General features: G+C 35.5%; 20 protein-coding genes and 1 CRISPR repeat array. Of the genes, 5 read left to right on the top strand and 15 right to left on the bottom strand.

From position 1 onward, the window contains the following. Window position 1 precedes the first annotated feature (1 nt). Together H6F32_RS06020 and H6F32_RS06015 are read right to left on the bottom strand one after the other, a co-directional pair. Window positions 2-472 carry an NUDIX hydrolase gene (locus tag H6F32_RS06020; RefSeq protein WP_242031064.1) on the bottom strand — a complete coding sequence of 157 codons (471 nt, stop codon included), beginning with the start codon at window positions 470-472 and terminating at the stop codon, window positions 2-4. 3 nt (window positions 473-475) lie between these two features. Beyond that, complete coding sequence (locus H6F32_RS06015) at window positions 476-835, bottom strand: hypothetical protein (protein ID WP_190368430.1); 360 nt, start codon at window positions 833-835, stop codon at window positions 476-478. Between the two features lie 34 nt (window positions 836-869). On the opposite strand from H6F32_RS06015, the gene H6F32_RS06010 reads away from it, so the two are divergent. From H6F32_RS06010 to mutS, 3 genes are all read left to right on the top strand, one after another. Further along, on the top strand, window positions 870-1034 hold the full coding sequence (locus H6F32_RS06010) for a hypothetical protein (RefSeq protein ID WP_190368519.1): 165 nt from the start codon (window positions 870-872) through the stop codon (window positions 1032-1034). 224 nt (window positions 1035-1258) lie between these two features. Continuing rightward, a complete protein-coding gene (locus H6F32_RS06005; RefSeq protein WP_190368429.1) occupies window positions 1259-1420 on the top strand; it encodes a hypothetical protein in 162 nt (53 codons plus the stop codon). A 241-nt stretch (window positions 1421-1661) separates the two neighbouring features. Then, window positions 1662-4211 (top strand): DNA mismatch repair protein MutS, encoded by a 2550-nt coding sequence (gene mutS, locus H6F32_RS06000; protein WP_190368428.1) that lies wholly within the window; start codon window positions 1662-1664, stop codon window positions 4209-4211. A 174-nt stretch (window positions 4212-4385) separates the two neighbouring features. On the opposite strand, the gene H6F32_RS05995 is transcribed toward mutS, so the two are convergent. The 13 genes from H6F32_RS05995 to fabI form a co-directional block, all read right to left on the bottom strand. Next, window positions 4386-5129: a TIGR00297 family protein gene (locus H6F32_RS05995; RefSeq protein ID WP_190368427.1), complete on the bottom strand. Its 744-nt coding sequence runs from the start codon at window positions 5127-5129 to the stop codon at window positions 4386-4388. Between the two features lie 366 nt (window positions 5130-5495). Beyond that, window positions 5496-6017, bottom strand: coding sequence for an FKBP-type peptidyl-prolyl cis-trans isomerase (locus tag H6F32_RS05990; RefSeq protein ID WP_190368426.1), 522 nt, complete (start codon window positions 6015-6017; stop codon window positions 5496-5498). Between the two features lie 87 nt (window positions 6018-6104). Further along, window positions 6105-6443, bottom strand: coding sequence for a phasin family protein (locus tag H6F32_RS05985; protein ID WP_190368425.1), 339 nt, complete (start codon window positions 6441-6443; stop codon window positions 6105-6107). 50 nt (window positions 6444-6493) lie between these two features. Further along, entirely contained in the window at window positions 6494-7159 is a 666-nt protein-coding gene (locus H6F32_RS05980) for a methylmalonic aciduria and homocystinuria type D protein (RefSeq protein ID WP_190368424.1), read from the bottom strand. 481 nt (window positions 7160-7640) lie between these two features. Then, entirely contained in the window at window positions 7641-8999 is a 1359-nt protein-coding gene (locus H6F32_RS05975; RefSeq protein ID WP_190368423.1) for an OB-fold nucleic acid binding domain-containing protein, read from the bottom strand. A 58-nt stretch (window positions 9000-9057) separates the two neighbouring features. Then, window positions 9058-9774 carry a DevA family ABC transporter ATP-binding protein gene (locus H6F32_RS05970; RefSeq protein WP_190368422.1) on the bottom strand — a complete coding sequence of 239 codons (717 nt, stop codon included), beginning with the start codon at window positions 9772-9774 and terminating at the stop codon, window positions 9058-9060. Window positions 9775-9899: 125 nt separating this feature from the next. Next, window positions 9900-11078 (bottom strand): ABC transporter permease DevC, encoded by a 1179-nt coding sequence (gene devC / locus H6F32_RS05965; protein ID WP_190368421.1) that lies wholly within the window; start codon window positions 11076-11078, stop codon window positions 9900-9902. A gap of 68 nt (window positions 11079-11146) precedes the next feature. Beyond that, a complete protein-coding gene (locus H6F32_RS05960; protein WP_190368420.1) occupies window positions 11147-12436 on the bottom strand; it encodes an ABC exporter membrane fusion protein in 1290 nt (429 codons plus the stop codon). A 1-nt stretch (window position 12437) separates the two neighbouring features. Further along, entirely contained in the window at window positions 12438-13028 is a 591-nt protein-coding gene (locus tag H6F32_RS05955) for a TetR/AcrR family transcriptional regulator (RefSeq protein WP_190368419.1), read from the bottom strand. Between the two features lie 234 nt (window positions 13029-13262). Then, a complete protein-coding gene (locus H6F32_RS05950) occupies window positions 13263-14696 on the bottom strand; it encodes a polysaccharide biosynthesis/export family protein (RefSeq protein WP_190368418.1) in 1434 nt (477 codons plus the stop codon). Between the two features lie 272 nt (window positions 14697-14968). Next, window positions 14969-17138: a CRISPR direct-repeat array (repeat unit 37 nt; unit sequence GTTTCAATCCCTAATAGGGATTAAGGCGCGTTTTAAC). A 676-nt stretch (window positions 17139-17814) separates the two neighbouring features. Then, window positions 17815-18798, bottom strand: a complete 984-nt coding sequence (locus H6F32_RS05945) for an ABC transporter ATP-binding protein (RefSeq protein WP_190368417.1) — start codon at window positions 18796-18798, stop codon at window positions 17815-17817. A 117-nt stretch (window positions 18799-18915) separates the two neighbouring features. Continuing rightward, window positions 18916-19512, bottom strand: coding sequence for an imidazoleglycerol-phosphate dehydratase HisB (gene hisB / locus H6F32_RS05940; RefSeq protein ID WP_190368416.1), 597 nt, complete (start codon window positions 19510-19512; stop codon window positions 18916-18918). Between the two features lie 188 nt (window positions 19513-19700). After that, window positions 19701-20477 carry an enoyl-ACP reductase FabI gene (fabI, locus tag H6F32_RS05935; RefSeq protein ID WP_190368415.1) on the bottom strand — a complete coding sequence of 259 codons (777 nt, stop codon included), beginning with the start codon at window positions 20475-20477 and terminating at the stop codon, window positions 19701-19703. Between the two features lie 408 nt (window positions 20478-20885). On the opposite strand from fabI, the gene ntcA reads away from it, so the two are divergent. Further along, the gene (gene ntcA, locus H6F32_RS05930; protein WP_190368414.1) at window positions 20886-21557 is read left to right on the top strand and encodes a global nitrogen regulator NtcA; all 672 of its coding nucleotides are present in this window, start codon (window positions 20886-20888) and stop codon (window positions 21555-21557) included. 19 nt (window positions 21558-21576) lie between these two features. After that, entirely contained in the window at window positions 21577-23025 is a 1449-nt protein-coding gene (locus tag H6F32_RS05925) for a DUF3084 domain-containing protein (protein ID WP_190368413.1), read from the top strand. Window positions 23026-23071 lie beyond the last annotated feature (46 nt).

Here is a 23071-nt window from a genome sequence, read left to right as displayed (position 1 = left end):
TTTAATTAATAGATTTAATGAAATCAGAGTTAATAAAATCAATCATGATTTGATGAGGTTTTGGTGCAAAAGGTCTAATTTCTCCAGCTTTTACAGAATAACACTTATCCAGCAAAATTTCCTGTGATGTTAATAAGGCCATATCCCAACCTTCCTCAAGAACTAATTGATTTAATTCTACCAATAAGGGAGCATGATACACATGACGAATGACTTTTTCATCAGCATAAATGTTGAATTTTTCAAAGTTGGTTAATTCATAGTTAATTTCTTCCTTAACCTCTCTTTGTACTGCCTTTTCTGGAGTTTCTCCTGGTTCAAGATGTCCACCAAATAAACCCCAACAACCTGGGGAAATAATATTAGGAATGTTATCACGTAATTGCATGAGAAATTTTTTATTTTGATAGAGAATGACTACAGCAATATGAATGGCTTGAGGATTAAGTTTAACAGTCATTTGATGATTCATAAATTACTTTTCTTCTAAATAAATTTCACCGTATTCTTGATTAGCTATGGGGATACTTTGGTATTGTACTTGACCTTTTAACACTACCTGATCTCCGATTTTGAGATTAGTTTGATGAGTAATTACCCAGATTTTACCAGTAGAATCATTGATTTGATATGCTGTTTGTTTGATTAGGGGTGCTACTTTTTCTATTTTACCCTGAATGTAAACTGTAACATCTTTTCTTTGTGTATTAATTGTCTTAATTTCTGTAATGTTCAGATTTTTGGTACTATTACCACAGCTATAAAGTCCAGTGATCAGCAATATACCATAAAGGAGATTTAATAGTTTAAAAGCAGAATTTTGTACTAGTGGCATAAATAGAAGAACTGGAGTAGTTGATCAGTCGTTAATGTTTATTATACTCTTTGTTTTAGCAAAAAACAGCGATAAAATCAATAATGTGAGGTTGTATGTTAAGATCACCCGTCCTCAAGGTAGTCAAATTGTGATAGAAGAAATAGATAATGCTGTGCATCCTTCCCGTGCTGCTTTATTAGTAAAAATATTAAAATAAATTGGTGCTAACCGTTTGGTTAAAAGATCAGGAAGGTAAAACTCAAGTACATAAATTGCCTATTCATTCTATACGGTTTCAAAAGGATTTGGAAGTGTATGATGGTGAATTAAGTGAACTTTGGTTGACAAATGTGTTTGGAGTAAATCTAGATAGACAATTTATAAACTTTAGAAAATATCAAGGATATTTTAGATGCTGCAATTAACAAATCATCCTATTTTTTGCAAAAAAGTAATAATCAACGTCCTTTACAAATTCGATGGAATTTAGCTGAGAAAATTGATTTAGCGATGATAAAACTAGCTTGTCCTCATGGATATACTAATTTTACTAATTCTTTACTTTTAGCTGCTAAATCAGTGATACCAATTATTAATACATAATAAATCATGTTTATCAATTATTGCAATTACTAGATGCAGTTAAGGTTCTTCAAGTATTTCCTTATTCTAGACATTGCCTACAACTCTAACAGCTATAATGAATGTATCAACCAGCAACTCTCAAAAACTATAAATAAACTTTAAGCGATCGCTCTCTCTTCTCAAAATCACGCTATTATCTAATATTGTCTCTTAAATTAAATAGCTTTTTTAATTATTAATTGTTAATCACTAATTACTTATGAACACAGCATCTACAAATACACCTCTTACTAATACTAATCTCATTCAGGATCGTAATAAGCTGAGTAAAATGTATCAGCATTATGTAGACATGAAGGATAAATACCCCCATGCTTTATTACTCTACCGCGTGGGCGATTTTTTTGAAACCTTTTTTCAAGATGCTGTAACCGTCTCCACAGAATTAGAACTAGTATTAACTAGTAAACATGGAGGAGATGTAGGTCGTGTAGCTATGACAGGTGTACCTCATCACGCTTGGGAACGCTATACTACTCAATTAGTAGAAAAAGGTTATGCTGTAGTTATTTGTGATCAAGTAGAAGATTCTGCTGATGCTGTAGGTTTGGTTAAACGGGAAGTGACTCGCATTCTTACACCAGGTACAGTGTTAGAAGAAGCTATGTTAAAAGCAAGTCGCAATAATTACTTAGTTGCTGTGGTAATTACAGGCAATCATTGGGGTTTATCCTATTCGGATATCTCAACTGGTGAATTTCTCACAACTCAAGGAAGTGATTTAGAACACTTAACCCAGGAATTAATGCGGTTGCAGCCTGCTGAAGTATTATTTCCTACAAATGCTCCAGATTTAGGTGCTTTATTACGACCTGGGGAAACATCCCCATCTCTACCCCAATGTTTACCACCTACGTTTTGCTATAGTTTGCGATCGCAAGTCCCCTTTTCTCAAGCAGAAGCTAGGAGTAAATTGTTAGAAACTTTTAAACTTAAATCCCTGGAAGGTTTAGGTTGTGAAGGTCTGACCCTGGCAATTCGCGCAGCCGGAGGTCTATTAGAATACATTGAAGATACTCAAAAAGTTAATCAAATACCTCTGCAAACTTTACGCACCTATACAATTACAGATTATTTAATTTTAGATTATCAAAGTCGACGTAATCTAGAAATTACCCAAACAGTACGTGATGGTACATTTCATGGTTCTTTACTATGGGCTTTAGATAGAACCAGTACCGCAATGGGTAGTCGGGCTTTAAGAAGATGGTTGTTACAACCGCTACTTGATATTAAAGGTATTAAAGCTAGACAAGATACTATTGAGGAATTGGTGGAAAATACATCATTAAGGCAAGATTTACGAGTATTATTCAAGCAAATTTACGATTTAGAAAGGTTGACAACTCGTGCGGGTTCAGGAACAGCTAATGCTAGGGATTTACTCGCTTTAGCTGACTCCTTTGAACGTTTACCCCAATTATCGCAAATCGTAGAAAATGCTAATTCTCCCTTTTTAAGAACATTGCAAAAAGTACCTCCGATTCTAGAAGAATTGGCAGAAAAGTTACATTCTCACATCGTAGAATCACCACCAATACACCTCAAAGAAGGAGGTTTAATTCGTCCTGGTATTAATCCTACTCTTGATGATAGAAAAGCAACGGTAGAAGCAGATCAACAATGGATTGCAAATTTAGAAATTGATGAAAAATCAAAAACAGGTATATCTAATCTCAAAGTAGGATTTAATAAAACCTTTGGTTATTATATTAGTATTCCTCGTTCTAAAGCTGATCAAGTTCCTGCCCATTATATCCGCAAACAAACTTTAACTAATGAAGAAAGATATATTACACCAGATTTAAAAGAACGAGAAGCAAGAATATTAACAGCCAGAGATGATTTAAACCAAATTGAGTATGATATATTTGTAGAATTACGGGATGAAGTGGGTAGAAATGCGGAAGTGATTCGACAAACTTCCCGCGCTGTAGCTGCGGCTGATGTTTTATGTGGATTAGCAGAATTAGCAGTTAAACAGGGTTATACCCGTCCTGAAATGTTAACAACTAGAGAAATAAATGTTGTAGATGGTCGTCATCCTGTGGTAGAACAATCATTACCATCGGGGTTTTTTGTGCCTAATTCCACTGAATTAGGGAACTTATCAAATAACAATAAATCACCTGACTTAGTAATATTAACAGGACCAAATGCCAGTGGTAAAAGTTGTTATTTAAGACAAGTGGGACTAATACAATTAATGGCACAAATTGGTAGTTTTGTTCCTGCAAAGTCAGCAAAATTAGGAGTATGCGATCGCATTTTTACCCGTGTTGGTGCAGTAGATGATTTAGCCACAGGACAGTCTACATTTATGGTAGAAATGAATGAAACTGCCAATATCTTAAATCATGCAACAGCCAAATCTCTAGTATTATTAGATGAAATTGGTAGAGGAACAGCCACATTTGATGGTTTATCAATTGCTTGGGCTGTGGCAGAATATTTAGCAGTAGAAATTAAATCTCGTACTATTTTCGCAACTCATTATCATGAATTAAATGAACTGGCCAGTATGATTAATAATGTGGCTAATTATCAAGTTACAGTCAGAGAACTAGCGGAGGAAATCATCTTTTTACATCAAGTCCAACCAGGAGGTGCAGATAAGTCTTATGGTATAGAAGCTGGTAGGTTAGCTGGCCTACCCACAGTAGTAATTAATAGGGCAAAACAAGTAATGGCACAAATAGAAAAACATAGTAAAATTGCCATTGGTTTACGCGAAGGTTTTGAGGATTAAGTATTAACTAAATTTTAGTAGCCACATACTATTAATACTAAGCTAATGTGCAGCACTCACTGTATAATTAAAAAACCTGAAGTTACGGTAGCACAAGCATCTTGCTTGTATTAATTATTCAATTTAAAGGCACAACAGCTTATTAGATGTACAATTCATGTGGCTAAATTCTCACTAAATTAATATAGCTAATGATATAGCCACAATTGCACCAATTAAAGTATTAATTACATTAACTATTTCATTAGTCAACCAAGTAAATTTAGACTGCAAAGTTGCACCAATAACACTTTCTAAATTAGTGGCAATAAAAGCAGCAATTACACAGAAAATAATACCCTCATGGTTAATTAAATTAACAGTATATGCTAAAATAGTGATCGCTATTGATCCTACCACACCAGCTACAGTTCCTTCTAAACTTACTGCTCCTTCCGTTCCTCTGGGTACAGGTTTTAATGTCGTAATTAAAAATGTACTTTTACCATAGGCTTTACCTACTTCACTAGCAGTTGTATCTGCTAGTTTTGTGCTAAAACTGGCTACATATCCCAAACATAACAAATATTTAAAACTTGGGAAAAATAACACTCCTAAAGCACAAATAGCAGCAATTAAAGCCGATCCCCACACATTTTCAGGTCCTCGCGCACCAGATCGTTTTTCTGCTATTCCTGCTGCTTCTTTTTCAGCTATACCAATGCGAGTTACTGCCGATCCAATGATAAAATAAAATGCTACTATTAAATATCCTGGATAACCTAATGTTCCCCAAATAATTACTCCTAATAATCCAGCATTAAATATACCAGCAGTAGTGAGCAATTTTTTGGGCAATATTGCCACTATTGTTAACAGAATTATGTTTAATACTGTGCCTATTAACCAGGGATTTGTAAAATCAATTAAAGATAACATGGTGATAATTTATTAGTATCTATCTGAATCAAGATATCCAGGATTTTACTATTTTCAGGATAGTGATTTACTAATTATATGTTATCTGTCAATTATTTGAACTATCAGATATGGCTATTAAGTTTATTAAGTTTAATTGCTTCAACAAATCGCGCTATTGGTAATAGCAAAGCCCAAGGGCAGCAATGCGTTGAGTTGTATTTAGTTGTTTTATTATATTCATATATTAGATCCAATTAACCCAAGCCCCTAAACCCCTAAGTTCTAAGCTGTTGTGCCTTTAACTTGAATAATTAATACAAGCAAGATGCTTGTGCTACTGTAACTTCAGGTTTTTTAATTATACAGTGAGTGCTGCACATTAGCTTACTTAACTTCTAACAGTTCCACGTCAAAAATCAGAGTAGCATAGGGAGGAATAACATTACCAGCGCCACGGGCACCATAACCTAATTCTGAAGGGATAATTAATTGACGACGGCCACCGACTTTCATGGTACTTAGTCCTTCATCCCAACCTTTAATTACTTGGCCAATACCCAGTTTAAAGCTAAAGGGTTTCTTGCGATCGCGGGAACTATCAAACTTTTCCCCATCTTCTAAAGTACCAGTGTAGTGAACGACTACGGTTTGTCCAGCTACAGGAGTCGCACCAGTTCCTTCTGTAATTTCTACGTACTTGAGTCCAGAGGAAGTAGTAACGACATTCTCTTGTGACATAATATTACTCGCTATTAAAGTATTGTTTTCAGAAATGGTGGTATTAACTGGTATGGTTTGGTTAGGTTGAGCAGCAATGGCTGTATCTTTTCCACCGCTAAGTTGAGAAAATACCAAAACTGCTATACATACCAGGACTAATACCGCACTGAGGAAAATTGCTTTCAAAATTAACCCCTTAATTTAGGAATGTGGTAATGGCATTACCTACAGGACAAACCTTAGTTTAAATCAAAAATGCCATAGTATCCTAAGTTATCGCCAAATTTTATTTTCTAAATCTCGCACTTGTCGCTCTAAACGGTCTATTCTACCACGTAATTCATCTACTTCTGACTGACGTGCAACACCTAAGTCTTGCATGATATTTCTCACTTGGCGCTGCATTTGTTCATCCCAGCTACCTTGTTGTTGTTGTTGTTGTTCTAATTGTAACTGTTTTACTAAATCGTCTATCACTTCTTTTGCTTGTTCTGGATGAAGTTTACCATCTTTGACTAATTCATCACTCACTTGTTTGAGTTTATCTGCAACTAAAGAAGTTGTACCCAAGCCAAGTATCATTAATTGTTGTAACCAGTTGTTGTTATCCATATTTTTCCTGTAAGTTTAAATATAGGGTGCGGTGTGCGGGGTTTAAGAAGTCAGAATAAAGAATTTTCTCCCTGATCTTGGATCTCCTGACTTGTGGATCTCCTGACTTGTGGATCTCCTATCTCTATCCATCCGTGCATGGGTGCTATGGACTTGATCACTAACTCCAGCATTTCTGGAGGTGCTTCCGAAAGCATAATACTAGGATAAACTGCACTTCCCCATTGTGGATGAATCAGAACATGACATTTATTTTCAATGGTAGGATATTTTAGTAATGCTTGGGCTACTGCTGTATCATCATGGGCAATTAAGCCTGAATGAGATAATAAGGGATATCCTGTACGGGGATCTATGAGGTCTGTTATGTAACCGCGATCGCGTAAATTAAAAGCCACGTCACAAGCAAAACGCATAAATTTTTCCCGCAATTTTTCTTTTTCTATTTCCGTGGCGGTGGTAATTTCTTCTAATGGGTATTTTGACTGTTGTAATACAATTATTACCCATAGGAATTGTTGTTGTTTCCAGTCTGGTAATATCCGTTCGCAGTTAGCACAAATATAGGGACTGGGGGTATGTATGGAAATCTCTACTCCTTGTCCGGTTTTGCTAACTAAGTATAGAGGATTAATGGTTTGGGAGGTGTAAACTGGTGAATAGTAAGCCACATTGATATTATGATTGTTTTTAAAGTTATCTTTAATAAAAATCATAACTCCTAATCTGACAAATCAATCATCAATTTTTGATTTTACAGAAGTTGTCACCTATAATTAGTCAACTATTAACTATAAAAGTTTTGTTATTGGACAAATCTTAACTTGTTCTTTTATTTGGTCTCTAAATTCTTAGATAAAATCTCAAAAATTATTTCATAAAATATACAGTATATAAATTTATGTCAATTACTACCCTTTCCTCTGGCCAAGTTGTCAATCTGCGATCGCGTCAGTATCTCATTAAGGAGATTACATTTAGCATTAATGATACTAAAATCATCTCATTTCCGGTTTAATACTTATGATATCTGTTGAGACTGGTAATGGGTAATTGGTAATTTGCAAAAGGCACGATACAATTTTTTAATCATTAATTTCACCCACTTGCAAGGAAAACTTCATAACATTAACTCTAAATGAGTTATGAACAACAACATACCCGACTTCTTTAATAAGTCGGGTATCTAACATCAGATTACTGTGTTAAATGTTTAATATTAGCCCGAAAATGAGCATTTTGTAATGCTTGGACTGCAATGGCAGAATCTTGTACCCAAAATTGTCTACCGAACTTGACTACTTCTCGATAATTTCCCGCTTGCACAATACCAATTACGGGTACTTTTCTATTATCTTTGTCCTTTGCTTGAGATTGTAAAATGTTATTTAAACGATTTTGTTCTTCAATGGCTGTTGCTTGTTGAGGAGTTAATTCTACTAATACCATAGTTACTTGATCCACTTTTTCCGCATCTTCTACTATTAATTGAGTTTGTTCATCTCGACGTTCTACTTTACCCCAAATAATTAATTGAGTATCAATATTTAAGTAGTCACTAATTCTTTCATAGGTTTTAGGAAAAACCACAGCTTCTAATGCTGTTGATAAATCTTCAATATTTAAAATAGCCATCTGTTCACCTTTTTTAGTGACAACTTTTTTTACATGGTTTAACATAACTATGACACAAATCACAGTATCAGTTTTTTGTTCTCCTAGTTGAGAAAGATTAATAGGCGCAAGCACTGATGAAGACTGTTTAATAGATTTTAAGGGATGATCTGATAAATAAAATCCTAATAATTCCTTTTCCATTTTCAGTTTTTCCTGGGGTGGAAAGTCATGTACTGGTGGTGCTTTTGGTGCTGATTCAAAGTTATTTTTTGATGTTTGATTGTTGTTACTTATACCGCTACCTCCTAATAAATCAAAGAGGTTTTTTTGACCACTTGCACGGTCTTTCGCGCGAGATTGCGCCCATTCATAAACTAATTCCAAATCGTGCATTAATTGTTGACGGTTAGGGTTAATTTTATCGAAGGCACCACAGCAAATTAATGATTCTAAAGTACGTTTATTAAATGCTTTTAAATCTACGCGATCGCAAAAATCACCTAAGGATTGAAATTCTTTTAATGTACCATTTTCCATTCTCGCTTCTAAAATGCAGGCGATCGCATTTTCTCCCACATTTCTCACTGCCGAAAATCCAAATAATATTTTACCATCTACAGGAGTAAAATCTAAACCTGAATGATTAATATCTGGTGGTAAAATAGTAATGCCCATTTTCTCACAATTATCCAGATACTTTTTGACTTTATCAGTATCACCACTATTAGCTGTTAATAGTGCTGCCATATATTCTAAAGGATAATTAGCCTTTAAATATGCTGTTTGATAGGTTACATAACCATAGGCTGTGGAGTGAGATTTATTAAAACAATTGGAGGCGACAAAACCATTTTTAATGACAAAATTGTGATCTTTTTCTACGCCAATATCATAAACATTTTCTGTACCAATATATTGACGACTAATAATTTTTACCATTTGATTAACCTCCATTGATCAGAATCTAATATACCGGCATGGTTTTTGTATTCTTTAATTATTGCATTTTAGCAGTGGCCTCAATATTATCATTAATTAATTGCCCATCTTCCATATAAATAATTCTATCAGCTATATCTAAAATACGATTATCGTGGGTAACAAGTAATATTGTACAACCTTGTTCTTTAGCCAATCTTTGCATTAATTCTACCACATCACGACCTGATTTTTTATCTAGTGCGGCTGTGGGTTCATCTGCTAATACTATTTGGGGATGACTGACTAATGCACGAGCGATCGCTACCCGTTGTTTTTGTCCTCCTGATAGGTTATCTGGATAATAGTCTATTCTATCTCCTAATCCTACATGATCTAACATGGCGATGGCTTTATTATTAATATCTTCATTTAAGAATTTATCATGTAATTCTAAGGACATTCTCACATTTTCTTTAGCTGTTAAAAAGGTCATTAAGTTATTAGCTTGAAAAATATAACCTATTTGACGACGCATAATAGTTAATTCTTTTTTATTAGCCCCACTCATTTCTTTACCCATGATTTTTAAACTTCCTTTTTGGGCTGAACGTAAACCTCCTAATAGTGACAATAATGTGGTTTTTCCCGATCCAGATGGACCTGTCATAATTACAATTTCCCCGGTTTTAATTTGTAAATTAACATTAAATAAAACCTGCTTTTTTAAGCCTCCATGTCCAAAATAGTGATTAAGTTCAGAAACCGAAATGATTGTATTTTCTCTGGATATCATAATTTTTGATCCTCAAGGATATTTGCTTGATTAATTATAGTAGGGAATTTTTCAGATCCCCCACTTATTAGTATTGTTCATAAACTATCAACTGATATTAGAAGTCGGGGATCTTGCTATTGTTCTTAAAAAATATCTGCTGGATCTGCTGATCTTAATTTTCTCATAGCGATCGCTCCTGAAGTAGTACACATAATTATTGTTAATATAAATACATTTACTGCCTTATTTACATCCATTGCTATTGGTAATAATGTGGCTGCAAAAGTTAATCTATATAATCCAAATGCTAGGAAAAATGAAGGTAAATAACCTAAAACTGCTAAAAATAAAGCCTCTTGTAATAGCACTCCTAATAAATAATTATCTGTATAACCCATAGCTTTTAATGTGGCATATTCTGGTAAATGGTCGGACACATCAGAATAAAGAATCTGATAAACAATCACAATACCCACAATAAAACCTACTACTACTCCTAAACCAAAAATAAATCCAATTCCTGTACTATTTGCCCAATAATTCCTTTCTTTTTGGGCGAAATCTTCTGTTGTCCCTACTTCCACAAAGGGATTTTTAGGATCAGGATTTAAGCCTTTTTGTAATTGTAATTTGAGTTTTTGTACATTAGTACCAGGTTCAACATTAATCAATCCTACTTCAATTTGATCTGGTTTGCGGTTAGGAAATATTTGTAAAAATGTGGAGTCACTAGTAACTACATTACCATCAGCAGCAAAGGAAGCACCATTAGTAAATATCCCTTTGACAGCGATGGCTTTACCACTAACTTCTGTTTTAAATTCTCCAGTTTCTGCAAATACTTTTTTGACATCTCCATATTCTGGTCTACCTGCAATATCAAACATTGCTTGATACATTGGTTTAAGAACATCTTGATTTTTTTGTACTTCAGGAAATTTTAATCCTGGTAAACCAGGATCTATTCCCCAAACTAAAATTGCCCGATCTTCTCTAGTTTCTGGATTTCGCCATAATCCGGTACTAATGTAAACAGAACTCACGGATTTTACTCCGGGATAACTTAATGTTTGATATAGTCTTTTTCTGGAAAAACTTTTCACAGAAAATAGGGTTTGAAATTGGGGATTTGTTAATACTAAATCTGCTTGTAAATTCCGATGAGGTTTAACCGCAGCATCAAATAAGGCATTTTGAAAACCCATTTGAATAAATATCAATAAATCGGCAAAACTTATTCCTGCTACTGCTACTGCTAATCTAGTAGTTTCTTTCATTAATTGTCGCCAAGCTAGGGGCGTTTTTTTCAACATTTTGATCATGGTTATATTTACCTTTAAGTAAGTTTTACAGATCCCCGACTTTTCAAAAAAAGTCGGGGATCTTGACTTTACAGTTGAATTATCGTTTGTACCTGTAAATTAGTTAAACCAGAAACTTTTTTACTATCTTGAGGATTGATGAGAATTTTAACTTCTACAACTCGACTATCAAGGTTTTCTCCTGGTTTATCACTAAATACATTTTGACGACTAACTAGTAAACTAATTTCTTGGACTGTACCTTGTAATTTACCTGTAAATCCTTGACTGGTAATCAAGGCTTTTTGCCCTATCTTGACTTTACTAATGTCTGTTTGATAAACCTCTGCTACAGCAATCATTTTGTCAGTTTGGGCAAAATCTACAATTCCCGATGCTGTAATTTTTTCCCCAGGACGATGATGAATTTTGATAATTGTACCATCCATTGGTGCGCGAATATAAGCCCCTGCTAATTCGATTTTTGCCCGTTTTAAATTAGCGATCGCACTCTCTACTTCACTTTGGACTAATTGCACGTCTACGGGACGTATTTCGGCAATACTAGTTAAGGTTTCTTCTGCTTCTTTGACTTGTTCATTGCTGGTATTATCAATTCTGTTTAACTCTATTCTTGCTTTGGCAATTTCTTTTTTAGCAGTGGAATTTATCCTATTTAACATGGCTTTTGCTTCGTTTAATTGCTGTTTACTCCTTTCTAAAATTAAACCTTTATTATCAATAATAGAACTAGAAATAGCACCTTCACTAAATAATTTCTGATAGCGTTCATATTCTCCTTGAGCATTTTTTAATTCTGCTGCTATTTTATCAATAGTTGCTTGTTGGGCAATTTTATCACTTTCCCATTGTAATTCTAATCTTTTGATATTCTCTACTTGCGTTTTTCTATCCCCTGCATATTGGGCTTTAATTCTATCTACTGATGCTGCTTGGGCTTTAATTTCTCCTAATTTGGCACCAGCTTTAATTTGTGCTAATTTAGCCTGGGCAACTTTTACCTGTTTTTGGGCTTGTAATAACGAACTCTCTAAATTAGTTTTAGATTGTAAAATAGCAATTATATCTCCTTTTTTGAGCCGATCTCCTTCCTTAACTGGTAATTCTAAAATGCGATCGCCATCTAATGCCAAAGGTGCAGATATCTTAATTAATTCTGATGCTGGTTCTAGTCTTCCTAATGCTGAAACTTCTTGAGGAACTACGGGATTTTCTACTATGTCTACTGCTTGTTTATCACTTAATTGTCCAAAATTTTTAATCCCATAAATAGCAATTCCCCCAGTAATTGCTGTTGCTACCATCAATAAAATCATCAATCCTTGATTTTTGCGTTTTAATAATAGTTGAAAGTTCATTTCACTTCGCCTCACTTATTTTTTGATTGTTAATATATAACGTCAACATTTTTCCTAAAATTTGGCATTGTTTACGAAAATCAATAGTTTCATCTCCCCATAATTTTTCTAAAATTAACCCATTCACAAAACTTAGTACAAAAGATGCTACCTCTTCATCTTCAATTCCTAAAAAATCACAAGTTGCTTGTTGATATCTTTTATTGGCACGTTTAAAAACCGTCGTATCATTCAATAGGTTTTTACTATCTTGATGCTGACAAAAGTCTACCCAAACGTAAGTCCATTTAATTAAATATTTTTCATTCTTAATTAGGTACGCTGCTAAAGCATCCATCGCTTCTGTTATATTATTTTTCCCTCCTAATTCTACTAAGGCTGCTGTAACATCTCTTTCACTAATTTGTTCCACTAATTTCACAAATAATGCTTGTTTACAAGGAAAATAATGATACAATGTTCCCGTAGAAACCTCTAAACCTTGGGCAATTTGCCGCATGGTAATAGCAGCATATCCCTTGGCAGCAAATAAATCAAAACACTTACTAATTAACTCTTGACAATATTGTTCATGATCAACAATTTTTGGCATATTTTGGCGTAATTAGTCATTTTTAAACATAACTAGTTTTTTATATCGAACAACCGTTATAGAAAATACTAAAGAAATAATAAAATAATTAGGGATAATTTGTCAATATATCCCCAAATTTCTCAAGAATTTGGGGATCCAGTTACAAGTATTTTTAATTACCTAAAAGCCAACGAATAATCTGATATTAATTTAGGGAGATTATTCTCCCTATTTTAACGTATTTTTAATTACCTAAAAGCCAACGAATAATCTGATAATACCTAAGATTGTCCCTAAAGGACCAGATATAGAGGTTGCGGTATCTCCGGTTTTAGTTAGACTATTGCGATCGACTATAATCACATCATTATTTTTCATGATTGGATTAGTTTCTTCATTAATGCCTTTAGATAAATCTACTTTAATAGCACGTTTGGTAATAGTACCATTGGCATTGAGACGAACTAATTCTACTTGTCCTCTACTAGCACGACTGTCATTAAAGCCTCCAGCAGCAAGTAAGGCCTGGTTTAAAGAACTGTTAGGTTGTAATTTGACTGGACCTGCTCTTTTTACTTCACCAACCACACCAACTTCAATACTTGTAGGCGATAAAGTAGTGGTAGCTAATTGGGTAGCCTCAGAGGCTGAGATACCTGTAGCAGTAGGGATAACAATGGTATCACCATCTTGAACAATAATATCCTGATTAATATCACCTGTTTTTAATAATTCCCACAGGTTGATGTCTATACTCTGTTCTGTACCAGTTCTGGTGGGACGACGTAATTTAATATTCCGCACATCAGCTTGAGATGTAATACCTCCAGCTAATTGCAAACTCCGCATTACTGTTGGCAGTCCACTACCACTCGCACCTCCATCTCCACCTCCTGTAGCTCCCGCGGTGACTAAATAAGAACCAGGGCGATTAACTTCACCAATAACTACGACTGTACGCGGCGCTGATTGACTCGCTGCAAAGTTAGCTGAAAATAAGTTTCTTGCTTCAGCTATATTGAGACTCGCTGCTGTGGGAACAAATATAGTATCACCATCTCTTAAAGTAATATCTTGACTAATTCTACCAGTTTGAGTCAGTGTCTTTAGGTCTACACTCACTGTTTGTTCCCCTGAACGTCCTACTTTACGTCTTAATTCTACTTTAGTCACGTCTGCGGCTAAAGTCACTCCCTGGGCAATGGTTAAGGCGGCCATGACTGTGGGATATTGCACCCCTGGACTATTACCGGCCCCACCTTGTAAACTGAGGGTATAAGCACCTGGTCTAGTGACTTCTCCTGCTACTAATACGTTTATAGGACGAGGTGATAAGAGGTTGACAGAAATAAGGGGACGTTTGAGAAATCGAGAATATCTTTTAGCAATGGTATCTGCTGCTTGTTCAGTGGTTAAGCCGGAAATGGGTACGCTACCTATTAATGGCAGGTTAATTGAACCACCAGGAGGAATTTGATATTCTCCTGTATATTCGGGAACTTCAAATACATTGACACGAATAAGGTCTCCTCCTCCTAGTAGGTAGTCTGTAGTGAGTATGTTACTGGATATATTTGTTTGTGTTTGGGCTAAACTTATAGAGGGTAACATGGTATTAACGCTAGTTAATACAACCATAGCTATACTTGAATGAGTGAGAAATTTTCTTAAATCTTTATTAAGCATATTTACCTGAAGATGTGAATGGGAAAATATTGAGGCTGTTGATTAAACATTTTATAGTGGGAGTCAGGATATCAAGAAGTCAGGAGATAGAATTTTTACTTTGTACTCTGCACTCTGCACTTCAATACTGCTACTAACTTTTACCATAATTTCATTTCCTAATTAAATTAGTAAATTTCATAACTGTGAGCATATTCATAATATCTAAAAGTATATACAAATAGCTCAACAATCTTATTTTCTCATCATTTTTCATTTATCAGGACGATACAGTTTCAATCCCTATTAGGTATTAAGGCGCGTTTTAACATATTCAGAAACTCAGTTTGTAATTCGTTACGATGTTTCAATCCCTAATAGGGATTAAGGCGCGTTTTAACGGCTAGAAAAAACACAAAGTGGTGGATACAGGATCGGTTTCAATCCCTAATAGGGATTAAGGCGCGTTTTAACAAGTCTGGAATACTTTTTACTCTCAGTCCAATCCTATGTTTCAATCCCTAATAGGGATTAAGGCGCGTTTTAACGCCTCCGACTCTAAGGATTTAGCTATTAACAAAAAGTTTCAATCCCTAATAGGGATTAAGGCGCGTTTTAACCTGAAACTAAACCAGAACCAACACCACCACAATCAGAATCAGGTTTCAATCCCTAATAGGGATTAAGGCGCGTTTTAACCAATCCCCTAGCTAAGATCGTTAGAGATTGCGGCTATATCACGTTTCAATCCCTAATAGGGATTAAGGCGCGTTTTAACTTCTGTGTAAGTACCTTCAATTGTTGGGGCTATTGTTTCAATCCCTAATAGGGATTAAGGCGCGTTTTAACACATCTTGAGCCTCTTCTTCTGTTACAACCGATTCTACCTCGTTTCAATCCCTAATAGGGATTAAGGCGCGTTTTAACGAAAAATTCCTGATTTTTACAATTGGAAGTTAGAAGATAGTTTCAATCCCTAATAGGGATTAAGGCGCGTTTTAACTTTGGTGGGGTAAAGTCAAAGGTGAAGGCGGCCACTGTTTCAATCCCTAATAGGGATTAAGGCGCGTTTTAACTAATCTTTGATTGATTGGTTCTATAGCTACAAGATGTTTCAATCCCTAATAGGGATTAAGGCGCGTTTTAACTTCAAATTCTAAATACTTATCAAACACCTTCATTGTTTCAATCCCTAATAGGGATTAAGGCGCGTTTTAACAGCTTCGCAGGAAATTTAGAGAAATTTGAAGTGCGCAGTTTCAATCCCTAATAGGGATTAAGGCGCGTTTTAACATGGTGTAGTTTATAGCAGTCCACAAGACAAAAGTTTCAATCCCTAATAGGGATTAAGGCGCGTTTTAACTTCCGTCCCAGTCTTCACCAAAGAAACTCCTTAGTTTCAATCCCTAATAGGGATTAAGGCGCGTTTTAACCATGCCTGGCTTGTCTTAAATACATTAGCTAGTTATGTTTCAATCCCTAATAGGGATTAAGGCGCGTTTTAACGAGATTGCGGTTATATGGTGGCCAGGGAGGGAAGTTTCAATCCCTAATAGGGATTAAGGCGCGTTTTAACTACTGCGGCTGATGTGTAGGTTTTACCCGCACCTTGTTTCAATCCCTAATAGGGATTAAGGCGCGTTTTAACATGATCCTTTAAGGAAAGCAATAGTAAAAATCACGTTTCAATCCCTAATAGGGATTAAGGCGCGTTTTAACCGCCAGCGCGCTGACGCGGTGGCAAGAGTGGCATTCTTATTTGTTTCAATCCCTAATAGGGATTAAGGCGCGTTTTAACTTATGGCACTCTGATATCCATCAAAGTTTGCCTGAGTAGTTTCAATCCCTAATAGGGATTAAGGCGCGTTTTAACTCCGTAAGGAAAAGGTCAATGGTAATGGAGCTATTGTACAGTTTCAATCCCTAATAGGGATTAAGGCGCGTTTTAACAAATCTATGCCTTACAATTTTGAGGATACCAAGTTTGTTTCAATCCCTAATAGGGATTAAGGCGCGTTTTAACCATCAGGGACAACACCAGAAATATTCTCTTTCCAGGTTTCAATCCCTAATAGGGATTAAGGCGCGTTTTAACACCTTTTAATGTAATATAAGGAAATATTATGAAGTTTCAATCCCTAATAGGGATTAAGGCGCGTTTTAACTGATGGATTTGAGGAGTTTTTTGAGGAATTTATAGAGGTTTCAATCCCTAATAGGGATTAAGGCGCGTTTTAACATTTATTCCAAACCTCTCCAGTAATCATCTGGAGTTTGTTTCAATCCCTAATAGGGATTAAGGCGCGTTTTAACTATATCAAGACGTACAAAGCGGAGGTAGAAGTGAAGTTTCAATCCCTAATAGGGATTAAGGCGCGTTTTAACCACTTATCCGATATTCTTTGAAGGAAGTGGAAGGAAACTGAGTTTCAATCCCTAATAGGGATTAAGGCGCGTTTTAACTGCGGGGTTCTGAAAGCCTTGGTATATTTAGTTTTCAAGGTTCGGTTGCGCGAATGTAATAATCATAGTTGATTTCAGGAATTATGTCAAGAGGGAAAATGACTGAAAAGGTTACAGTGTAAGGTGCGCGGGTGGGTAACTTTGATAAAATCCATCAAAAGCTGATGTAGACAAGATTCCAGACATTTTTTGTTCACGGGAAATTTTTACACCCCCCCATCCGCGCATCCAGCCAAGAAAATGATCTGAATCTTAGGACTGATTGTTAGCATCTTAGCGTAACAGAAAGCAAAAAGTTAATAAAAGCGGATACTATTACATATCCTTGTTTATTAGCTTATAGGACTTACGCAAGTGTCACACTAAAAAATCTGTTGTAGGGTGCGTCAGATATGAACAATTTAGTTATTTACATGATTTACAGCACATTCCATCTACATGAGGTACACCGTGAACACGGCAAGACTTGTACTGAGCTTGTCGAAGTATGCCTGTGTTACAAGGGTTTTATCATTAACATCTGTACCTCATAATAACGGAAACTGCTGTAGTCTGACGTGGTTGGTGAGCTTGTCGAACCATACCCTACCAATGTGCCAGTTGCGTAAGTCCTGGCTTATTAAAGTGTCACAGGAAAGCCTTCATAGAAATGGCAAATTATGGCCGCATAAATCAATTAGTTTAAAGGATGATTTTGGGTTTGAATTTGTTGAATGAAAAACTCTTCTAATGATTGACGTGATAAGTTCATAGTGATAATTTTACCTCCCATTAACCGCAAACTAGCAATGAAATCATAGTAATCTTCTTGAAGAAGACCTCGCCAAGATCCGTTAGGTTCGTATTGTAAATTATTAATCCATTTTTTGAGAACTTCTATATCTCCTCCTTGACCTTTAATATGATATGTTGTTTCTGTTCCTAATAATTGATCTAGTGAACCAGAACAAATTAAATTACCTTTAGCCAGAATAGCGACGCGATCGCAAATTTGTTCTACTTCACTTAATATATGACTATTAAAAAAGATGGTTTTTCCCGATGCTTTTAGAGATAAAATAATTTCCCGCATTTGATAACGTCCCAGAGGATCAAGTCCAGACATAGGTTCATCTAAAAAAACTAAGTCAGGATTATTAATTAACGCCTGTGCCATACCCACTCGCTGAAGCATACCCTTAGAATAACGCCCCATAGATTTTTTTCTGGCATCAGTTTGAGATAAACCTACTAATTCTAGGAGTTGGGGAATACGTTGACGTTGGATATTAGCAGGAATTTGAAATAAACCTGCGGCCATTTCTAAAAATTCCCAACCTGTGAGATACTCGTATAAATAGGGATTTTCTGGTAAATAACCAATACGTTGTTTAACGGAGCGATCGCCTAAAGGTTTTCCTAATAATAAACCTCTACCAGCCGTAGGGCGAATAATCCCTAACAATAATTTTAATAAAGTAGTTTTTCCTGCACCATTTGGGCCTAATAAACCAAAAGTTTCTCCTGCATAAACCTGTAAAGAACAGTTTTGTAAAGAGACAATTTTTTGATTTAACCAAAATCCGGTACGATAAACTTTTTGTAATTCAGAAGTTAATACTACCGGTTGATTAGTTGGGGGATTTTTTGAATGATCAGAGTTATTAACAACACAATTCATGGCTTGAAATAATTATAAAAATTATAAATCGTTAAAATTAGAATCAGGAGGTGGCGAACGGCCGTTCGCCTGTACAGGAGTGAGAATAAATAACTTCTTCCTCTGCTCCCCTACACTTTACAGAACTCCCTTAGAACTGGGAATAATTTCCCCTCGTCGGGGATCTATCTCTATAGCCATTCTCATGGCTCTTGCAAACGCTTTGAATGTTGCTTCAATAATATGATGGGAGTTGATACCATCCAATTGGCGAATATGCAGGGTCATCTGACTATGATTAACTATAGCGACAAAAAATTCCCTGACTAATTCAGTATCATAATTTCCCACTCTTTGACCAGGAATTTTTAAACCATAACTCAAATGTGGTCTTCCTGAAAAGTCTAAAGCCACTTGTACTAAGGATTCATCTAATGGTGCGATAAAATGGCCAAAGCGGACAATACCCTTTTTATTACTTAATGCTTGATGTAATGCTTGTCCTAATGTAATACCTACATCTTCATTGGTGTGATGATCATCTATTTCCCAATCTCCTTTAGCTTGAATATCCAAGTCAAAGAGTCCATGGGAGGCAATTTGATGAATCATATGATCTAAGAAAGGTATGCCTGTATTAGATTTACAAGTACCAGTACCATCCAAATTTATTGTTACTTGTACATTGGTTTCTCCTGTGGTACGGCTAACTGTAGCAATACGTTGATTTGTCATTTATTAATCTCCTGGATAACACAGTGCGGGGTGCAGGGTGCAGAGGAAAAAATTGTTTATTCTGACTTCTGAATATAAACCTGGGAATAAATTCCTTGTCTAAAAGCTCAAGTCGGTTAAAAGCGACTAATTTTACTAATTCCCAACTTCGCTCTCTGCACCCTTCTGACTCCTCGATCTCCTAAAAATTACATTCCCATCATTTCATATCCTGCATCTACATAGATAATTTGTCCTGTAATTCCAGAGGATAAGTCGCTACATAGAAATGCCGCAGTATTACCTACTTCTAATTGGGTAACGGTACGACGTAAAGGTGCTACTTCTTCCACATGATGAATCATGTCTAATATTCCCCCCACCGCGGATGATGCTAAGGTGCGAATTGGTCCTGCAGAAATACCATTAACCCGAATGTTTTGAGGACCCATTTCGGCTGCCAAATAACGTACACTTGCTTCTAATCCTGCTTTAGCTATACCCATAACATTATAATTAGGAATTGCCCGCACTGCTCCTAAATATGAGAGCGTAATAATACTTCCACCTTCTGTCATTAAAGGTTTTGCGGATCCGCTTAACTGAATCATAGAATAAGTGCTAACTTCCAAAGCCTTTTGAAAACCAGCACGGGAGGTTTGGCTAAAGTTGCCTGTTAAATCATCTCGATTTGCAAAGGCTAAACAATGGATTAAAATATCTAATCTACCCCATTTTTCCTGGACAGTTTGAAAAGTGTCCTGAATTTGTTGATCATTCTCCACATTACAAGGCAGGAAAAGGCTTGGCTGTAAGGGTTCTACTAATTCTGAAACTTTTTTTTCAAATTTTCCTTTGTCATCGGGTAAGTAGGTAATGCCCAAATTAGCACCTGCTTTATGGAGTTGTTGGGCTATTCCCCAAGCAATAGAACGGTTATTAGCAATACCTGTAACTAAGGCATTTTTTCCAGCGAGATTCAACATAAAAATTCTCAATGATGGACGACAGTGATCTAGATCATTAGCAGCTTACTAGAATCTGACACCTGTTAGCCTGTGATTGGATAAATGATTTTGGGCAAGGTGGGAAAAATTGATATCAAATAGCATAAAATGGGTCAGAATCATTATAAATATTCTCAATAATTGTCAAAACATAGCAGATGAACAGAGAAAAAATTAGGGAGGACAATTAGTGAAACCACTTATCAAAAATTACTAGATCAATTGTACAATAATGATGTATCATAAATACAGGAAGAATCAGAAATTAAGGCTTTGAGTATCGGAAAAAACAGAAATATTGAGAAACCTTGACGGTGATTTATTGATTTTTCAGGTGTATTCTTAGGTAATTAGTTCTGTTCTTTGGCATTGGGTAGGGGAAGGGAGATGATTGTGACACAAGATAAAGCCCTGGCAAATGTGTTTCGGCAAATGGCAACTGGGGCGTTTCCTCCAGTTGTGGAGACGTTTGAACGCAATAAGACGATCTTTTTTCCTGGTGATCCGGCTGAAAGAGTTTATTTTCTTCTCACGGGTGCGGTAAAACTTTCCAGGGTGTATGAAGCAGGAGAAGAAATAACGGTGGCATTGCTGCGGGAAAATAGTGTGTTTGGCGTCTTGTCTTTATTGACGGGCAATAAGTCAGATCGATTTTACCATGCGGTGGCTTTTACAACGGTGGAGCTATTGTCATCGCCGATTGAACAAGTTGAACAAGCTTTAAAAGAAAATCCAGAATTATCAATGTTAATGTTGCGGGGGTTATCTTCACGAATTTTACAAACAGAAATGATGATTGAAACTCTAGCACATCGTGATATGGGTTCCCGTTTAATCAGTTTTCTGTTAATTCTGTGTCGAGATTTTGGTGTTCCTTGTGCTGATGGGATTACCATAGATTTAAAATTATCTCATCAGGCGATCGCTGAAGCTATTGGTTCTACTCGTGTTACTGTTACTAGATTACTAGGGGATCTCCGCGAGAAAAAAATGATTTCTATTCACAAAAAGAAAATTACTGTGCATAAACCTGTTACATTAAGCAAACAGTTTACTTAAACCCATAAGTTCCTATTGAATGACTACTGGGTATATTCTGATAGCAGCAATTTTAATTTTGGGAGGTGTTATTGCCACCGTGGGCGACAGAATTGGCACACGGGTTGGCAAGGCACGCCTCTCACTTTTTAACTTGCGTCCGAAAAAGACGGCGGTAATAGTCACAATTTTTACAGGAGGTTTAATTTCGGCATCTACTTTAGCAATTTTATTTGCGGCAGATGAGGGTTTACGTAAGGGTGTGTTTGAGCTAGAAGATATCCAAAAAGATTTAAGAGATAAAAGGGAACAGTTAAAAATTACAGAAACTCAAAAGAGTCAAGTAGAGAAGGCATTAAATAATGCGAGGTTAGAACAAAATAAAGCTAAGGAGGAATTAAAAGACATAAATCAGTCGTTAAAAGCTGCTAATGCTAGACAAAAAGCGACCCAAGCCAGATTAAATAAGACTTTAACACAACAAGCTAAGACTCAATCTCAACTCAATGATAGCCAAAAAAAGTTAGGTGATACAGTATTTCAATATCAAAGAGCAAGGAATGAGTTACAAAGTTTATATAATCAAAGAGAGACATTACAACGAGTAGTAACAGAATTAAAAGCTGAAAGAGAGAAATTATATAAAGAAGCACAAGTAGCAATTAATGAAGCAAAAACAGCAATTGAAAAACGCGATCGCAAAATTACCAAATTAGATCAATTAATTCAGAATCGTAACTTAGAAATTAAACAAAGGGAAGAAATTATTGCTACGAGAGAATCTCGGTTAAAAGAATTAGAAAAACAACAAAGTTTTTTAGAAAAGGAAGTAGCAAGATTAGAAAAATATTATCAATCGTATCGTGATTTAAGATTAGGTAAATTAGGTTTAGTGAGAAATCAAGTGATTAGTTCTACTGTAACTAAAGTGAATAAACCAGAAATTGCCCAACAAGTAGTTGTACAAATTTTACAAAATGCCAATCGCAATGCTAATATTCAATTAACTGAACCTGGAACAAATCCTAGGAATGACGTAATATTAAGAATAACTAAAGATAAAGTGGAACAATTAACTAAACAAATTCAGGATGGCAAAGAATATGTAGTGAGGATATTTTCTGCTGGTAATTATGTAAGAGGCGAAAAACAAATAGAATTTTTTAGTGATGTAGCTAAAAATCAATTGGTATTTTATTCTGGGCAAATAGTAGCCACAACCATAGCAGATTTAAAAAATATGACATTAGAGGAATTAGGTCAAAAATTGGATTACTTAATCTCTGCTTCTGAATTTCGCGCTCGAAATGCTCGTATTGTTGAAACAGTACAAATAGATGGAAATTTTGTTAAATTTGTGACAGAATTACAGGAGATAAAAGAAGAAGTAGAAATTAAAGCGGTTGCGGCAGAAGATACTTATACAGTTGGTCCATTGAAAGTTAAATTATTAGCTATTGTCAGGGGAGAAGTTATTTTAAGTACGTAAGATTAATGAATAGTTGATAATTGAAGATTTTGAAGATTAACAGAAA

The sequence above is a fragment of the Anabaena sp. FACHB-1237 genome (assembly GCF_014696225.1).
Lineage (GTDB): Bacteria > Cyanobacteriota > Cyanobacteriia > Cyanobacteriales > Nostocaceae > FACHB-1237.
Note: the sequence above shows the minus strand (reverse complement) of the source record. Positions and strands in the feature narration are given on the sequence as shown.

Bases quoted from the DNA above. Each gene is read 5' to 3' on its own strand.
- H6F32_RS06020 (WP_242031064.1), bottom strand. From the start codon at position 472: ATGAATCATCAAATGACTGTTAAACTTAATCCTCAAGCCATTCATATT.
- H6F32_RS06015 (WP_190368430.1), bottom strand. From the start codon at position 835: ATGCCACTAGTACAAAATTCTGCTTTTAAACTATTAAATCTCCTTTAT.
- H6F32_RS06010 (WP_190368519.1), top strand. From the start codon at position 870: ATGTTTATTATACTCTTTGTTTTAGCAAAAAACAGCGATAAAATCAAT.
- mutS (WP_190368428.1), top strand. From the start codon at position 1,662: ATGAACACAGCATCTACAAATACACCTCTTACTAATACTAATCTCATT.
- H6F32_RS05995 (WP_190368427.1), bottom strand. From the start codon at position 5,129: ATGTTATCTTTAATTGATTTTACAAATCCCTGGTTAATAGGCACAGTA.
- H6F32_RS05985 (WP_190368425.1), bottom strand. From the start codon at position 6,443: ATGGATAACAACAACTGGTTACAACAATTAATGATACTTGGCTTGGGT.
- H6F32_RS05980 (WP_190368424.1), bottom strand. From the start codon at position 7,159: ATGATTTTTATTAAAGATAACTTTAAAAACAATCATAATATCAATGTG.
- H6F32_RS05975 (WP_190368423.1), bottom strand. From the start codon at position 8,999: ATGGTAAAAATTATTAGTCGTCAATATATTGGTACAGAAAATGTTTAT.
- H6F32_RS05970 (WP_190368422.1), bottom strand. From the start codon at position 9,774: ATGATATCCAGAGAAAATACAATCATTTCGGTTTCTGAACTTAATCAC.
- devC (WP_190368421.1), bottom strand. From the start codon at position 11,078: ATGATCAAAATGTTGAAAAAAACGCCCCTAGCTTGGCGACAATTAATG.
- H6F32_RS05960 (WP_190368420.1), bottom strand. From the start codon at position 12,436: ATGAACTTTCAACTATTATTAAAACGCAAAAATCAAGGATTGATGATT.
- H6F32_RS05955 (WP_190368419.1), bottom strand. From the start codon at position 13,028: ATGCCAAAAATTGTTGATCATGAACAATATTGTCAAGAGTTAATTAGT.
- H6F32_RS05950 (WP_190368418.1), bottom strand. From the start codon at position 14,696: ATGCTTAATAAAGATTTAAGAAAATTTCTCACTCATTCAAGTATAGCT.
- H6F32_RS05945 (WP_190368417.1), bottom strand. From the start codon at position 18,798: ATGAATTGTGTTGTTAATAACTCTGATCATTCAAAAAATCCCCCAACT.
- hisB (WP_190368416.1), bottom strand. From the start codon at position 19,512: ATGACAAATCAACGTATTGCTACAGTTAGCCGTACCACAGGAGAAACC.
- fabI (WP_190368415.1), bottom strand. From the start codon at position 20,477: ATGTTGAATCTCGCTGGAAAAAATGCCTTAGTTACAGGTATTGCTAAT.
- ntcA (WP_190368414.1), top strand. From the start codon at position 20,886: ATGATTGTGACACAAGATAAAGCCCTGGCAAATGTGTTTCGGCAAATG.
- H6F32_RS05925 (WP_190368413.1), top strand. From the start codon at position 21,577: ATGACTACTGGGTATATTCTGATAGCAGCAATTTTAATTTTGGGAGGT.